The sequence below is a fragment of the Dinoroseobacter sp. S375 genome (assembly GCF_049800775.1).
Taxonomy (GTDB): domain Bacteria; phylum Pseudomonadota; class Alphaproteobacteria; order Rhodobacterales; family Rhodobacteraceae; genus Dinoroseobacter.
Genome location: NZ_JBNAFR010000001.1, coordinates 254,793 through 270,351, shown reverse-complemented (window position 1 = coordinate 270,351; position 15,559 = coordinate 254,793). Strand labels below are relative to the sequence as shown.

Genomic DNA, 15,559 nt, shown 5'->3' with positions numbered 1-15,559 from the left:
CAAGCGCAGAGGAAATAGGACATGGCTGCCGTAACATATGAAGACGCCTACAAGGTGATGCAGGAGATTTTCGAAGATCTTGCGGATGATCTGGGCGAGGATGAGATCGAGCTCACGCCGGAGAGCAAAGTGCTCGACCTCGGCGTGGAATCGATCAGCCTCGTGTACCTGATCTCCGAACTGCAGCAGAATTATGGCCTGGGCGACCAACTCTTCCGAAAGATGCGGGAAGAGGACCGACTTCTTAAGGATATGTCCGTAGACGATATCCTAAAATCTGTCGTCGAGCTGAGCGCCCGGCAGAACGCCTGAGGAAGGACTGGATATGTCAGAGACGACCATTCAAACCGTCATCATCGGTCTCGACGGCGCGACCTACGATATGCTCGACCATCTGGTGGCGGACGGGATCATGCCAAATCTCGGCCGGATCATGGAGGAGGGCGCGCGTGGCATCCTCGCCTCGACGATCCATCCGCTTACGCCGCCCGCCTGGGCGACGCTGATGACCGGGCGGTCGCCTGGCAATCACGGGGTCTTTGACTTCATTCGTGTGGACCGCGAAGGGTCCAAGCCGAGCTATACGCTCGCCACCTCTGCCGATGTGAAGGTCCCGACGATCTGGCAATTGGCCAGTGCGGCGGGCAAGCGGGCGACGACGCTGAACTATCCGGTGATGTTCCCGGCCAAGCCGATCGATGGTGTGGTGATCCCGGGTTATGTGCCCTGGTCCTATCTCGGCCGGGCGATCCATCCGCGTGAGACCTTCAAGATGCTGAAGGCCAAGGGTGTCTTCAAGGCCTCCGAGATGTCCACGGATTGGCAGCATGAGCGCAAGGCGGTGCAGGGGCTCTCCGAGAACCAGCTGACCGATTGGGTGGAATTCCACATCACTAGGGAGCAGCGCTGGCAGGACATTCTCCTGACGCTCATGGAGGAGGAGCCGTCCGAACTGACGGCGGTGCTCTTTGATGGCGTCGACCGGATCCAGCATCTGTGCTGGCATCTCATCGACCCGGCGACCCGCGACGATTACATGACGCCGGACTCCGTGGCCGCGCGGGAGCTTGTCCTGCAGTATTTCCGCAATGTGGATGACTACATCGTGCAGATCATCGACAAGGCCGGACCGCAAGCGCAGGTATTTATTGTTTCCGATCATGGATTTACCCGCTCTGGTTCGCGCATCTTCTACGCCAACACCTTCCTCGAACATGCCGGGCTTCTGTCCTGGAATGACGGGACGCCCATGGATGATCAGGGCCGCGTGGCCCTTGATGAGAATACCGAGGCCAGCACGCTGATCGACTGGACCAGCACCAAGGCCTATTCTCTGAGTTCTTCCTCCAATGCGATCTTCATCCGCCGTGCGGCGAACCCGGGCGATCCCGGGGTGACCGATGCGGAGTATGAAGCTTTCCGCGATGACCTGATCGCGCAATTGCTGGATTTCAAGGATCCCGACACGGGCAAGCCGGTGATCAAGTCGGTCTTCAAGCGCGAGGATGCCTTCCCGGGCACGCAGACGGACCGGGCCCCGGACCTCACCCTGCAGCTTCATGATTTCAGCTTCCTGTCCGTGCTGCGCGCGGACCAACCCATCAAGGATCGGCGTGTTCCCTATGCGACCCACCATCCGGACGGGATTTTCGTGGCCACGGGCCCCGGCATCGCGGCCGGCGCGCGGATAGATCCGCTCTTCATCGCCGATGTGGCGCCCACCGCGCTCTATTCCTGCGGAGTTGAAGTGCCGTCGGATATGGAGGGCAAGGTTGCCGTGCAGGCCTTTGCCGAAGGATACAAATCGGACAACCCGATCCGCTACACCGAAGGCGATGAGGCCGCCGCCGGGGACACCGATGATGCCGCGCTGACCGGAGATGCCGAGGAGCAGATCCGCGAACGCCTGAAATCCCTGGGGTATCTGTAAGACCATGCCCAGAGCGTCCCTCCGCGGGCAGACCATCCATTATCAGCAGGTCGGGACTGGTCCTGACGTGGTGCTGATCCATGGGTTGTTCTGCAACATCGCGTTTTGGTGGTTCCGCGTGGCCCCGAAACTCGCGGAGACCTGCCGTGTGACCGCGCTCGATCTGCGCGGACATGGGTTTTCGGCCATGTCGGACGAGGGCTATCGCACGGTGGATCTGGCGGGGGACGTCATCGCCTTGATGGAGCATCTGGGCATCCAGGACGCCCATGTGATCGGGCATAGTTTCGGCGGCGCGGTGGCACTTGCGGTTGCGACGCTGGATGACGCCAAGGTCCGGCGCCTCACCCTTGCGGATGCCTGGGTGCCGTCCTTGCAGGCCATGCCGCCGCTGTCGGATACCAGTGCCTGGCCTGCGTTGCAAAAGCGCTTGCTGGCCCGTGGTATCGTGATCGAGGGCGAGCTCCCGCGCGTCGCCCATGGGTTCTTCGAGGAACTTCTCGAGACCGATGCCGATGGGGCGAACGGCCAGCCCGGCGGGTTCGGGGATGCGGCTGTTTTGTCTGCCATGCCGGTCAGCACGGGCGCGAAACGACGGCCCTCCCGGGCCATGCGGCGCTGGCGCGAATTGATGGCGCGGACCAATGCCCATGAGGAAATGCATGATCAACGTGGCCTCGAAGAGGAGAAGATCCGCCTCGTCCGTCGCCCGGTGGATCTGATCTACGGCTCCCGCTCCCGCTACCTCAAGACACGCGACGGGTTGGAGCGCTTGATGCCGGACACGACCACCGTCACAGTGCCCAATGCCGGTCATTTCTTTCCCTTGTTGAAGCCCGACGCCCTGTTACACGCCCTCGATACCGGTGAGATTCCGGCCCGCCCCCTCCGCCGCAGACAAACCGAGCGAGCAAGATTTTGACGAAGCCGACGAAAGCTGCTGCACCTGTGACCGATGAGGTTCCCCGCGGACGTCAGCCCCACCCGGATGCGGGCCCGGCGCTGACCGCGGGCAATTTCCGGCGTCTGGCCAAGAACGGGATCGGCGATCCCGCCAATGCCTATGTCCACGGGATGGAGTATTTCGAGGGGCGGCTCTATTGCGGGATGACCCGTAACTCGTTCAAGTTGCTCAACCTTTTCCCGCCGATCGATCCGCCCGCGCTGGATCCCTGGCCGGTGGATGTGCCGCCCAATGTGCGCGATCTGGACATGCAGGGGCAGATCTGGCGCTGGACGCCGGAAGGCGACAGTTGGGAGCTGGCCTATCGGTCCCCTCTGATCGAGGGCAAGACCGGCGAGGAAGCGCCGCGCGATCTCGGCTATCGTGGCATGCGCGTCTTTCAGGGCAAATCCGATAGCAAGCCCAACCTCTATGTCTCGACCATGTCCACGGTGCTGCGGGGCTGTGCCGCTCATGTGCTGCGGTCTGAGGACGGGTTGAATTTCGAGCCTGCCTGCGAGCCCGGCATCGGCAATGACAACATTTCGACCTTCCGCGAGCTGGTGGATTTCGACGGCTATCTCTACGCGCCGCCCGCGGGCGAGGGGATCCAGTTCAACTCGAACCGGACCGGGGTATTGAAGCGGTCGAATGACCCCAAGCCGGGCAATTGGGAAGTCGCCTGCGATCTGGGGTTTGGCGACAAGACCAATAACGGCATCTTCATGATGTCGAAGGCGAATAACCAGCTCTATGCCGGGACCTTCAACCACTACGAGGGCTATCAGGTCTGGACCACGCCCCCCTGCGGCGACGGCCCGCTGAAATGGCGCAGGGTGATCGAGAAGGGGGCCTATCGCGGCCCGCTCTCGGAGATCGCCATGGGCATGGTCGAGTTCAACGGCGCGCTCTATGTGGGTTCGTCGATTCAGAACGGGGGCTATGATCGCACCAATCTGGTGGGCCCGGGCGCGGGGGAGATTATCCGGATCTGGCCCGATGACAGTTGGGATCTGCTGATCGGCATGCCGCGGGACACGCCCGACGGGTTCAAATACCCGCTCTCAGGGATCGCGCCGGGCTTTGACAATATCTTTTCCGGTTACACATGGCGCATGTGCGTTCATGATGGCTGGCTCTATGTGACGACCTTTGACTGGTCGGTCTTCCTGCAATACGCCCACCGTCCGTCGCCGACGGCGAAGCGCTTGGTGGACGCCGTGAGCTTCGAACAGCTGGCCGAGGTTGGCGGCGGCTTTGAGTTGTGGCGGACCAAGGATGGCGTCAACTGGCAGCCGGTGACGATCAACGGTCTGAATAACCCCTATAATTATGGGGGGCGCACCATGGTCTCGACCCCCCATGGCCTCGCGGTCGGCACGGCGAATGTGTTTGGCGGCAAGAGCCCTGCGCGCTTCGCCTCCGGGTGGCAATATGTCGAAAACCCCGATGGCGGGACCGAGATCCTGCTCGGGGATGCGGGGATCGAGCCCTATTCCGCACCTGAGCGCGCGGCGCCGGTCGCCACCGAAGCCCCGGAGGCGCGCTGCGATGTGGCGATCCTCGGGGCGGATGGCTATCTCGGGCGGCACGTTTTGCCCAAGCTTCTGGCCAAGGGCTATTCGGTGCGCGCGCTCGTGTCCGAGGACCGGGCTGACAAGCTCAAGGCTGAGCCGGGACTGCAGGTCATGGTGGGCGGGCTAGACACGCCCGGCACACGCGAGGCCTTCGTCAAGGGCGCGCGGATCGTGCTGCACATGTCGGATCAGCAGCCGTCATCGGGGTCCTATGAAACGCTGCGGCAGGTCAATGTGGCCCAGACCCATGAACTGTTGCGTGCGGTGAATGCCGAAGAGACTTGCGATCGCTTCGTATTCTGCAGCTCGGTGGCCTGCTACCAGAGCCAGTTCATCGAAAAGGAATGGCCGATCCATGAGAGCGCGCCCTTGCGTGTGGATGGGGGCAATGATCTGGCGGATTACGGCATGACCAAGATCGCGGGCGAAAATCTCACCCGGTTCTACAGCAAGAAATTCGGGTATGAGCATGCAATTCTGCGGCTCGCGCTGGTCTACGGGATCGGGGATCCGGTGATCGACCAGATGGTCCGGGCCGAGGCCCCGGATCCTGAGTTCGGGCAGGATGATGCGGGCAAGTTTCCGCGCCAGTTCGTCCATGTCTCGGATGCGGCCGAGGCGATCCTGCGGGCCTGTTTCGAGGCGGATGCAAAGAATGACACCTTTACGGTCGCAGGTCCGGACGTGGTCAGCTATCGTGATATCGGGCGCATGACCCGGATCGCGATCGGGCGGGCGACCAATGACGACATGGATCCGGACCGGACCCGCGTCTGGCGTCGGTATGTGCAGCAATACGATATCTCAAAGGGAAAAACACATTTGAAGTTCTACCCTTCGGTTCCCTTTGCCGAGGGACTTCGTGCTATCGTTGAAGCGGCACAATCCAAGGGCGAGCTGCCACGCCCGGGGCAAAAGCCCCGCTTGGCGGAAACCGGGCCCGTCCCATCTGGGCGGACCGGCACAGATCAGGAGGCGGCGCCGGGGCAATCGGCGCCGAACGAGGACCGAGGCGCGGCCATCAGCGCGCAGTGATTGTTTGAAGTGATAAGGGCGACAGAAGTCGTTCAACGAAACAGGAAGGAGTGAGGACAATGTCCCAAACCCCAGATTGGACCCCGAATGTTCAGCAGGTCGGAGGCGACCAGAACGAAGCGATGAATTACGTGCGCAGCCTGATGAAAGAGGGCCGCAATGACGAGGCCCGCGCCGAGCTGCAGATGATGATGGAAGCGGACCCGTCGGACACCCGTGCGATGCTGGCCTATGGCGTGTCGCTGGTCCGCGAAAAACGCCTGGATGAGGCGGCCCCTTATGTCGAGCGCGTGCAGGAGATCGAGCCGACGAACACCACCGCGGCCCTCATGGCGGCGCAGATCGGTGTGCGCGGCGGCAATTCCGAGTATGCCGAGGCGAACTACCACAAGGCCTTGCAGGTCGACCCGCGCAACATGCGCGCGCTGATGGGGCTGGCGCGCCTCCACAGCCAGAACAAGAAACCCGAAGCCGCGATCGAGGTTCTCAAGACCGCCGTGGAAGTGGATCCGCAATCGGCGCGGGTGCGGCGTCAGCTCGCCGCGCTTCTGCGCCAGAACAGCCAGGCGGATGAGGCCAAGGCGCAGCTCGAGCATGCGCTCGCGGCCAACCCGACGGACACTGGGACCGCGGTGCAACTGGCCAATGTCTGCATGCGCGAAGGCAACAAGGCCGAGGCGATCTCGATCCTCGAGAAGGCGCTTGAAGGACAGCCGGGCAACCGTCGCCTGACCATGTCCTTGGGCCGCATGAAGCTGCGCGCCGAGGATTACGAAGGCGCCGAAGCGGTACTGCGTCCCCTGGCATCTGCCGAACGGGGGGCACTGGCACGGATCGCGCTGGTCCAAAGCCTGATCCCGCAGCACAAGCTGAGCGAAGCACGGTCGTTGCTGGCGCGCAGCTCGCGGGGCAACAAGACAACAAGCCTAGTCCATCGCCTCTATGGTGATGCCTTCGTCGAGGAAGAGAAATGGGAGTCCGCGGAACAGTCCTATCGCGCGGCGATTTCGGCCATGCGGCAGGGCGGCGACACGCTTCTGGCCGAGATCGACGCGGCCAAGGCGGCCAATGCTGGTGCAACCGGCGCGGCGCTGATCCAGATCTACAAGGATGTGTTCGCCGCCAAGCGCGCCGAGCAAGTCGCGGCCCGCAAGGATGAAGATCCGCGCGCCCGTCGCCGCGCCCGTCGCGCCAAGCGTCAGGAGAACCGCGAAGGTCCGAATGCGAACCGTCGCCAGCAGGTGCTGCAGCGGCTCGCCCAGCAGCGAAATGGGAACAATGCGAACGGCCAGGCGCCGGGCGGGTTGCGTGCTCGGATTCAGGAACGGCGCGCCCAGCAACAAAATGGCGGGGCAGCCGAGACCGCGGGCGGATCGGCCGTCACCGGGGAGGTTCTGCCACCTCAGGGCCAGGGCCGTCGCGGCAATGGCGGTGTGATGCGCAACATCCTCCAGCGCCGCCGCGGCAACCGCGCTCCGCAGAACTAAGCCAGACGAAAACCAACCGTTCCGGGCGCGCGCGTGCCCGGGACGACACCCCACCGGAGAGACCCCAGCGTGCGCATACTCGTGACCGGACCAACCGGTGCCATCGGGCAATACGTGCTCGAAGCCCTGATGCAGACGGACCACGAGGTCCGGGTCCTGTCTCTGCCGGACAGCATGCACCGCATCAATTATCGCGACCGGATCGAGATCGTGATGGGGGAGCTGTCGGACCCGACTGCCATGGCCGAAGCCGTCGACGAAATCGACATTATCTACCACTGCGCTTTGGTCGGTCCGCCTCCGGCGAAATCGGCCAAGCATATGATGCATGTAAACGCGGATGGGACCCAAAACCTCATCGATCATGCCATCGGCAAGGTGAAACGCTTCGTCCTATGTACCTCCAGCGTGGTCTACACGCCCCATGAGAAGCCCTGGCAATGGCCGGTGACCGATGAGGCGCATCGCGAACCCTTCGGTGGTGCGCAACAGATCGCCCATTCGGAATCGCTCATGGCCGCCGAGGATGCGGTCACCCGGGCGCATCTGACCCATGGTCTTGAATATGCGATCCTGCGTCCGACGCTTGTGTCAGGGCGCAAGAGCCACTTCATCGAGCAGATGGTCATCGCCGTGTTGCGTCAGCCCGATGGTCTCGACACCCTGCGCCAGGTCTGGGACACGATGCAATGGGTGCATGGCTCGGATGTGGCCTCTGCTGCGCTGCTCGCGGGGGAGCATCCGAAGGCGGCGAACCAGCGTTACCTCGTGGCCAATGACGAGCCGATCACGATCTACGATGTGCAGGCCCTGACCTGGGACATCATGAATGTCGGCAAGACGGACAATCCGTTCCGCGATCTGGCCGCGCGCCACAATCTCGGGCTGCGCAAATATGATCCGGCCAAGCTCCACGCTTTGGGCTGGACGGCGCGGATGGATGTCAAAGCCTGCATTTCTGAGGTTTTGGGCCGTCTGGAATTCTATTCATCGGCGGGCATCAAACTGCCTCCGCATCTGATCGGCGATTGAGCGCGTGAAGGGGAGTGACCAACGATGAACGTGCTTGTCACCGGGGCGGACAGCTTTCTTGGCCTGCAGTTGATTGCGGCGTTGCGTGCGGCCGGGCATGGCGTTACGGCACTGTCCCTGTCCGAGGAGCCCTCGCGCTTTGCCGATGATCCGCGGGTGATCTGGCGAGCCTGGCCGAGCCGTAAGGATGTGTTTGCCAAGCTTCTGGACGAGTGTGAGCTGGTGCTGGCCGTGGATCTTGCCGAGCCGCTCTCTGACGCGGATACCCTGCGCGACAGGCGGTTGTTCAAGCTGTTTGCTGCGATTGACGCGTCACCCGGCATCCGTCTTGTGGTTCTGGGCTCGACGGAAATCTATGCGCCGCCCAAGGGTGTCGCCGGGACCCTCGACGAAGACGCTCCGCTGCGCGAGCCCTCCGAATTGTCCGCAACAGCGCGGCTGACCCTTGAGGTCGAGGCACGCTTGGCAAAGAGCGAGATGAACTGGGCCGTGCTGCGCGCGCCCTTGATCCTCCACCCCGAGAATCCTGCCGCGTTGTCATTCGTGCGGGGCATCCTCGTGGAGGATGCAGCCGCGCCGGGGCGCTTCCAACCGGTGGAGAGCCGCGATGTCATCGCCGCCCTGACTGCGGTGGCCCGCGCGGATACGGCCGAGGGCATGGCGCTTAACGTGGCAGCGCCGGTCGCTTTTTCCGATCGCGTTCTGGATCAGGAACTTGGGCGCCTCGCCCGGATTCTGACCAATGAGGCCGAGGCCGATGACGCATTGCGCCCGGCCCATCAACCGACCGTTGCGGTGATCTCGACCGAGGCTTTGACCGATCAAACCGGATTCAAACCGAGACACCCCATCTGGCCCGCGTTGTCGCAAACCGTTCAAGCGGTCATTCGCGAATTGGGGGCCGAAGGTCTGCTGGAGGCTTTGCCGCGCAAGAGCGGTTTCGTGTCCCGCGCGCTCGAGCTTGGGGAAACGCCCCTGGCCGGCAAGGTCGTGGTGATCACGGGCGCAACCCGCGGCGTCGGACGGGCGACGACCTTGCTTCTGGGACGTCTGGGCGCGACCATCGCCGCGGTCGACAGCAATGCGCGGAGCGGCAAGGCCCTTCTGCAAGAGGTGGAAACCGGGTTTAACGGGGTCGCCGGGACCTTTCTCGAAGCGGATCTCTCAAGTCTCGAGGCGCTGCGCGATGTGGCGATGGAACTCTCTGCGCGCCACCCGAAGATCGACATTCTGATTCATAGCGAGGATCGCCGCTTCAACACACGGCGCGAGACGAAGGAGGGGCTCGAGATGACGGTTGCCCTGCACCATATTGCGCCCTTCCTGTTGTCGAACCTTCTCGCCGCACCCCTTCAGGCCGCCGATGCTGCGCGGATTGTCATGGTCAGTTCCGATGAACATCGTGACGCCACGGGTGCCATTGCCGAGGAGGGGGCCTTTCAGGGCACCGATGCCTATGCCGAGGCGAAGTTTCAGAACCTGCAGGCAAGCTATGTGATGGCCCAGTTGCTGGAGGAGAGCAGCGTCACGGTCAATGCCATCAACCCCGGCGAGGCGCGGCCGGAGGCGGCCGGTGACGGCGAGATCCCGGACCAGCCGCAACAACGCGCGACCTCGGTCAAGGAATCCGCCATGGCCATCGTGACCCTGGCCTCGGCACCCGAATTCGCCGGAAAGACGGGTCTCTATCTGGAGATGGAGACGATCGCGTCCTCTGCGCCGCGCACCTATGACGAAGACGCGGCCTGGCAGGTCTGGGAAGACGCCGCGCGTCTGACCGGTCTTTCCGCAGTGCAACAAAACGCCTGACCGCGCGCCGTCGCGCCTGCATCGGTCAGCAACGGTGCGGGTCTGCGGCGGGCTCGTCAGAGGCCGCCGCCATGCCATCTGGCGTCAGAGCTTCGAGCGGAAAAAGCTGATCGCCGCACCCGCGCCGTTCAGATCCCCGCGCGAGGGCCCGAATGTCTTCTCGCCGCGTTTTCCACCGGCGTGGCCGGGCCACCAATGGCCCATATTCGGAACGGCGCAAACGGTCACCTCGGCCCCGCCAGAGCAGCTCTTGTAGCTTTCGCAGCTGGCCCCTTTCAGGCGCGAGCTGGACGATTTCCCGCCGCAGCCATTGGCGCCCTTCCAGAAGCTCGCCATCTGCCCGACAGAGGGAAGCTCCGCGCCGCGTCCGGTTTTATTCAACGAGCTTTTACCGCCCTGATAGGGGGCAATCGTGTCTTCAAGCCCATGCATGATGAAAACCGAGACAGGCGATCCGCGCCCGCATCCGCCCAGATCCTGTTTGACGGCGCCGCCCCCGGCGATCCCGCGGAACCGGTCCGGCATCTGGCAAGCGACCTGCTGGCTCATGACCCAGCCATTGGAAAACCCGGCGGCGAAATTCCGGCTTTTGCTGATCGGCCCGAAGTTTTCCAGATCCTTGAAGATTGCTTTCACGAAACCGAGGTCATCGATATTGCGCCGCTGTGCCGGGCCGCAACAATCGCCGCCATTCCAGGTCCGGCGGAACCCTTCGGGATAGACAATGATGAAGTCTTCCGCCCCGGAGGCCCGGTGCAGATTTGCCTGATCGACGAAGCCCTTGCCGGAGCCAAGCGCGGGGTGGAACGCGATGATCACGGAGGTTTCGCGCCCCGCGCGCACACGGTCGGGGACATAGGCGCGATAGCTCCGCTCCCGGTTGCCAACCTTGATCGTCCGCTCGACCACCTCGAATTTCGCCTCTGCCGGCGTTGGTGCGGTGGTGACGGCCACTGCCGCGAGCAGGGCAATGCAACTGAGCTTGAGGGATATGTATCTGAGAAGTGTGGTGCGGAGCATCATCATACCTTGTGTAACGTTGACCAAGGTTACCCTACACCACACGCCCTTGCTATCCGATAGTGTCAGGCCGGCGCGGCGTCGAACTCTTCCACCGGATTGGCGAAATCGTTCCCGATTGTCCCGTCTCTGATCAACATGACGCCAATATAGCGATGGGTCGTGCCGGGGCAGGGAATCGCTTTGATATTCGGCAGGCGCGCGACGTGGAGGCTCTGCGTCGTATCGATCGCATCCTCCGGCGTGTAATAGAGACGCACGGCCTTCACCTTGTCCGGGTTCGCCTCGATCAGCGGCCAGGCATCGAGATAGCGCGGCTCCATCCCTTGGCTGGTATAGAACTCGACCATGCCTTCCATGGCACCGGGCACACGCTCACCCGCGCCATTGAGCGCGTCACGGGTATTGGGGTCGACGAAGGTCACCGTGCCAACGGTGATCACGTCATCGCAGCCCACCAGATACCCGTAGATCAGAGCGGCATAGCCACCGATGGAGGCACCGAACATGGTGACCCGCTTGGGCCCCATCTTCTTGATGAAATACTGCAGGAACTCGACGGTTTCATCGAGATCATTGCTCAGACCGAGGATGCCGTTATGGAATCCGGTGTGAACGCTGGTTTCTCGAAGGAAAAGAAAGGTTTGCGGCAGGTCGCGGGCATAATCCTTGAAGTCGAAGGACTTGCGTCGCACCGCGGCGTTTGAACTGAACATGATGATAAGATGATCGGGATCGCCGTACTGAACGGCGGCGCATTCGGAAATAAATTCGAGACTCATGAGGGACCTGTGTCGCTGAATAGCTCTGGGAGTGTGGACTAGGATGTATCACTACATCGCAAGCCTAGGGTGAATTCTAGCTTAAGATCTACGCATTTGCACGAACTGCGTCGTTTTGCAGGCGAAAAAACACCGCTGCGCACACCAAATAGCAGTATCTTGTTGGCAGTCTTCTTCATGGCCCGGGGTGGCCCTCCCTGACCGGCGATGCGGGTGATCCGCGCAACAATGGTCAATTGCGACACGCTCTGTGATTGAAAAACACATTGTGTTGTGGGATTTAAACCCTAAGGCCGAGTGTGTTTTTTCAGCAGGCGGGACCGTATGCCCCGAGGCAATGCAGCGCTGGTGCCCGACGGGGCGCCCGCGAAACGATACAAGCTCAATCCAGATGCCAAGGTCTCCCGGTCTGAGGGGGGCAAGGGCACCCATGGGTTCTACAAGGACGCGAAGTCCGGTCGGCTGTTTCGTCTTGGCACGGAAGAGTTTTTTCTGCTGTCGCAACTCGGACGGGGGCGCAGCTTTGAACAGGTCAGCGCGGCTTTCAAGACCTCGTTCGGCCAGGCGGTGCGCAAGTCCACTCTCGCGGGGTTTGCTGCGCAGATGGTTGCGGCGGGGGTGCTTCTCGAGGATGCGCGCGCTGGGCAGGACCAAGCGCCGCGGGACGCAATCAAGGGCGCGCCGGGAACAGAGCCCGAGACGGCAAAGCCCGACGAGGTGGCGGCGAAGGCCGAGATGGATGCAGACCTGCTGGCGTCCGAGCCGAAAACGCTGCCCAATCCGGACGACGATATCGACGGGCTCGAGGATCTGATCTTTTCGGAAAAGGCCGCAGCGGCATCTGACGACGGCGCGGCTGATGTCGCCCCGGTCCCTCCGCGCGCAGCAGACCCTGCCAAACCAGCCTCCGCGCCCGATGCCGCGCTGGACCCGGGTAAGGGGGCAGATGCGCCGAAGCCCTCTCCGGGTGCGACACCGCCCAGCTTCCGCGCCGCCGCGCAAGCCGCACGGGCGGCAGCACAGGCCAAAGCGCGGGAGGACAAACCTGCGCAGGCCGCAACTGAACCGGAACAAACGACCGAGCAAACCGCCGCGCCGACGCCCGACGCGCCGCGCGAGACAGCGGAGACGTCAGAGGACACCGCCGCAACCGGGGAGAGCCACACGCCCTCCGGCAACGCAGATCGCTCTGAGGCCACGCCCGAACCGGATCAACCCGCAGGCAAGATCCCCGGTTTTGATCCCAAATCCTCTCGCTTCTCCGCAGGGCGGCAGCCTGCGGCCCCTGCCGCGATCCCGCCGAGCCCGGCAGGGCGTGACACAGGCGGCACGCCAGACGCCGCATCCGCATCAGGGGAGGCGGAAAAACCCGCGCCCAAAAAGCCGGTCTTTCGCAAGACCGGGCTCAGTGATGGGGTCCCGCACAAGCCCGCCAGCCCGAAACCCGGGGCACAGGGCGCGCAGGCCCGGGGTCATGCCGACCCCGGCGCAGGTCCAACCCCGTCTTCCGACCCTGACCCGGCGGAAGAGACGCGCGAGGACGCACCCCAGATCGCCAATGCCGCCATTGCCGGGCGCAAGCTCAAGTTCGAGCGTCACGCGGATCTGAAATCCGACAGCGCCGCGAAAAGTATCCGCAAGCTGTTCAACCCCACCGGGCTCTTCGCGGGGGTCAATGCGGTCTTTGGCTGGCTTGGCTGGTTCAAATGGCTGCTCTGGCCATTGACGATCTTTGCCTTCATGGCGGTTTTCACGCGCTTGTCCGAATACGGCACCAGCATCAGTAGCGCGCGAGGGGCAATCGATCTCTTCTGGCGGATCATCGCCTCCACCCTGACGGTGAATTTCTTCACCGCGTTTCTGACCGGGTTGGCGATCCACCGACAAGGAGGCGAGACCCCTGGCTTCGGCTTCAGGATGCTCCTCTTCGTGATCCCGCGCTTCGCGGTGGATGAGGGCGGTGTGCGCAAGCTGTCGCGCGAGGGCAAGCTTGCGGTTTATGCCACGACCATGCGGACCCGGCTCGCGATTTTCGCCCTGGGCACCGTGTTCTGGGCCTTTGCGCGGTCCTCGCAGACCGTGTTGCCGGATGTGGCGCTGCTGGTTTCGCAGATCGCGCTGATCACACTGGTGCTGACGGCGTTCCCGCTGTCGTCGGGGGATGGCTACAAGTATCTCACCACCTATTTCCGGCAGGAGATGCTCAAGCAGCGCGCCTATGCGTGGATGTTCAAGGGCAATCAGAGCAAGCTGGGCATCACGCTCCCCGATCCGACCCCGGGGGAGAAGAAGATTTTCGTCTCCTACGTGATCGGCTCGATGCTGTTCACCGGCTTGATCCTGAGCTTTCTCGCGGTGTTTGTCTCGACCGCGCTGGTGGGGCGGTTTGGGGGCTCGGGCGTGGCGATCTTCTTTGCGCTCCTGGTGGCGTTCGGCGTCTGGATCCTGTCCATGAAGGCCAAGAAGGAAGAGATGGCCAAGGCCACGATGAAGACCGTGATCGCCGAAAAAATGGCCGAGAAGGCCGCGCAGGGCGGCTCCGGCGGCGGGGCGGCCGGCGGATTTGGCGGCGGTGCCGGGGGCTTCGGGGGTGCAGGTGCGCCGGGTGGTTTCGCGGCTGGTGGCGGCGCGGCGGCCCAGAGCCGTGCGCTGGTGCCCGTGCCCCAGAGCAGTCGCGCCCTGGCCCTTGGACAGAGCCGCGACCTGACCAAGGCCGGGCCGCGCCCCTTGCCGGGGCTTTACGCCGAGAACACCGCAAAATCCCGGCGCAGCAAATGGGTCTTCCGGCTGAGCACGCTGGTCTTGCTGGGGGCGCTGACCTATGCGGCCTTCCAACCCTACGAGTTCGAAGTGGGCGGGGATTTCGTGATCCTGCCTGACACCCGGTCCGAAGTCGGCGCCCGTGTCGCCGGGGAGCTGATCGAGATCTTTGTGGCCGAGGGCGATGTGGTCGCCGAAGGGGATCTGCTGGCGCGGATGTCCGACTGGGAACCGCGGATGGAGGTTGAGGTGCGGCGGGCCAAGCTGGCCCAAGCCGAGGCCCGGCTTGAAGACTTGCTCGACGGGGCCACCCCCGAGGAGATCGCGATTGTCGAGGAAAGCGTCGCCCACGCTCAGGCGGAGCTGCCCTTCCTGCTGTCGCAGGCGGAGCGCGCGCAGGAGCTTCTGGATCGCAATGCCATCTCGCAGGTCGAGTATGAGCGGATCCGCATGCAATACGAGACCGGCCAGATCGAGCTGCGCAGTGCCGAGGCGCGCCATGCCGAGATTACTGCGCCTCCCACAACCACCGATGTGGCCGTGGCCGAGGCAGAGATTGAGCGGCTGAAAGCCGAGCTCGTCTATCATCAGGATCAGCTCGACAAGGTGGAGCTGCGCGCCATCGCGCCGGGTCGGATCGTTTCTGAAAACGTGCATCTGCTGCGCGGCAAGTACCTCAATGTCGGGGAGCTGTTTGTCGAGATCGAAGACCATGAGGTCGCCCGGGCGGAGGTCAGTGTCTCGGAGACCGATATCGGACTGGTCCAGCTGGGCGACGTGGTCCGCCTCAAGGCCTGGGCCATCCCCGATGAAGAGCGGTTGGGCACAGTGGTCTCCATCGCCCCCTCGGCTGAGGTCGAGGATTTCGGCCGGGTGGTGCGGGTAAAAACCCAGTTCCCCAATGAAGAGGGGTTCTTCCGCCCGGAGATGACCGGGTTTGCCAAGATCGACGGGGCAGAGATGAAGACATGGGAGGCGTTCACCCGTCTCTTTGTCCGCTTCTTCCTGATCGAGGTCTGGGGCTGGATCCCGTAAAGGGCCTTGCCATTACCCGGGGCGCAGTTACCTGCCGGTTATGGGGCCGTCCCCATTGGCGCGGCGCGCGTCGGGAAAGCCCCTCGTCCCACCGGCTGGCGGTGAACCGCACTTCCACAGGCAGTATCGGACTGTGACCAATTGCCCCG

Annotated in this window: 10 protein-coding genes; 8 read left to right on the top strand and 2 right to left on the bottom strand. The window is 63.3% G+C overall.

The features are described from left to right. Window positions 1–21: 21 nt before the first annotated feature. The 7 genes from ACP150_RS01295 to ACP150_RS01265 all read left to right on the top strand — a co-directional run bounded on the left by ACP150_RS01295 (window position 22) and on the right by ACP150_RS01265 (window position 9,813). Window positions 22–312: an acyl carrier protein gene (locus ACP150_RS01295; RefSeq protein WP_424964729.1), complete on the top strand. Its 291-nt coding sequence runs from the start codon at window positions 22–24 to the stop codon at window positions 310–312. Window positions 313–325: 13 nt separating this feature from the next. Next, window positions 326–1,930 carry an alkaline phosphatase family protein gene (locus ACP150_RS01290; RefSeq protein ID WP_424964728.1) on the top strand — a complete coding sequence of 535 codons (1,605 nt, stop codon included), beginning with the start codon at window positions 326–328 and terminating at the stop codon, window positions 1,928–1,930. Between the two features lie 4 nt (window positions 1,931–1,934). Then, window positions 1,935–2,852, top strand: coding sequence for an alpha/beta fold hydrolase (locus ACP150_RS01285; protein WP_424964727.1), 918 nt, complete (start codon window positions 1,935–1,937; stop codon window positions 2,850–2,852). Window positions 2,853–2,878: 26 nt separating this feature from the next. Next, entirely contained in the window at window positions 2,879–5,485 is a 2,607-nt protein-coding gene (locus ACP150_RS01280) for an NAD-dependent epimerase/dehydratase family protein (protein WP_424964726.1), read from the top strand. Between the two features lie 59 nt (window positions 5,486–5,544). Beyond that, complete coding sequence (locus ACP150_RS01275) at window positions 5,545–6,972, top strand: tetratricopeptide repeat protein (protein ID WP_424964725.1); 1,428 nt, start codon at window positions 5,545–5,547, stop codon at window positions 6,970–6,972. Between the two features lie 69 nt (window positions 6,973–7,041). Next, on the top strand, window positions 7,042–8,004 hold the full coding sequence (locus ACP150_RS01270) for an NAD-dependent epimerase/dehydratase family protein (protein WP_424964724.1): 963 nt from the start codon (window positions 7,042–7,044) through the stop codon (window positions 8,002–8,004). A 24-nt stretch (window positions 8,005–8,028) separates the two neighbouring features. Then, window positions 8,029–9,813, top strand: coding sequence for an NAD-dependent epimerase/dehydratase family protein (locus tag ACP150_RS01265; protein ID WP_424964723.1), 1,785 nt, complete (start codon window positions 8,029–8,031; stop codon window positions 9,811–9,813). Window positions 9,814–9,897: 84 nt separating this feature from the next. On the opposite strand, the gene ACP150_RS01260 is transcribed toward ACP150_RS01265, so the two are convergent. Next, the gene (locus ACP150_RS01260; protein ID WP_424964722.1) at window positions 9,898–10,833 is read right to left on the bottom strand and encodes an alpha/beta hydrolase family esterase; all 936 of its coding nucleotides are present in this window, start codon (window positions 10,831–10,833) and stop codon (window positions 9,898–9,900) included. A gap of 65 nt (window positions 10,834–10,898) precedes the next feature. Continuing rightward, window positions 10,899–11,615 carry a hypothetical protein gene (locus tag ACP150_RS01255; RefSeq protein WP_424964721.1) on the bottom strand — a complete coding sequence of 239 codons (717 nt, stop codon included), beginning with the start codon at window positions 11,613–11,615 and terminating at the stop codon, window positions 10,899–10,901. Window positions 11,616–11,939: 324 nt separating this feature from the next. Between ACP150_RS01255 and ACP150_RS01250 the strand changes: the two genes are divergently transcribed. Continuing rightward, window positions 11,940–15,410 (top strand): efflux RND transporter periplasmic adaptor subunit, encoded by a 3,471-nt coding sequence (locus ACP150_RS01250; protein ID WP_424964720.1) that lies wholly within the window; start codon window positions 11,940–11,942, stop codon window positions 15,408–15,410. The last annotated feature ends 149 nt before the right edge of the window (window positions 15,411–15,559 follow it).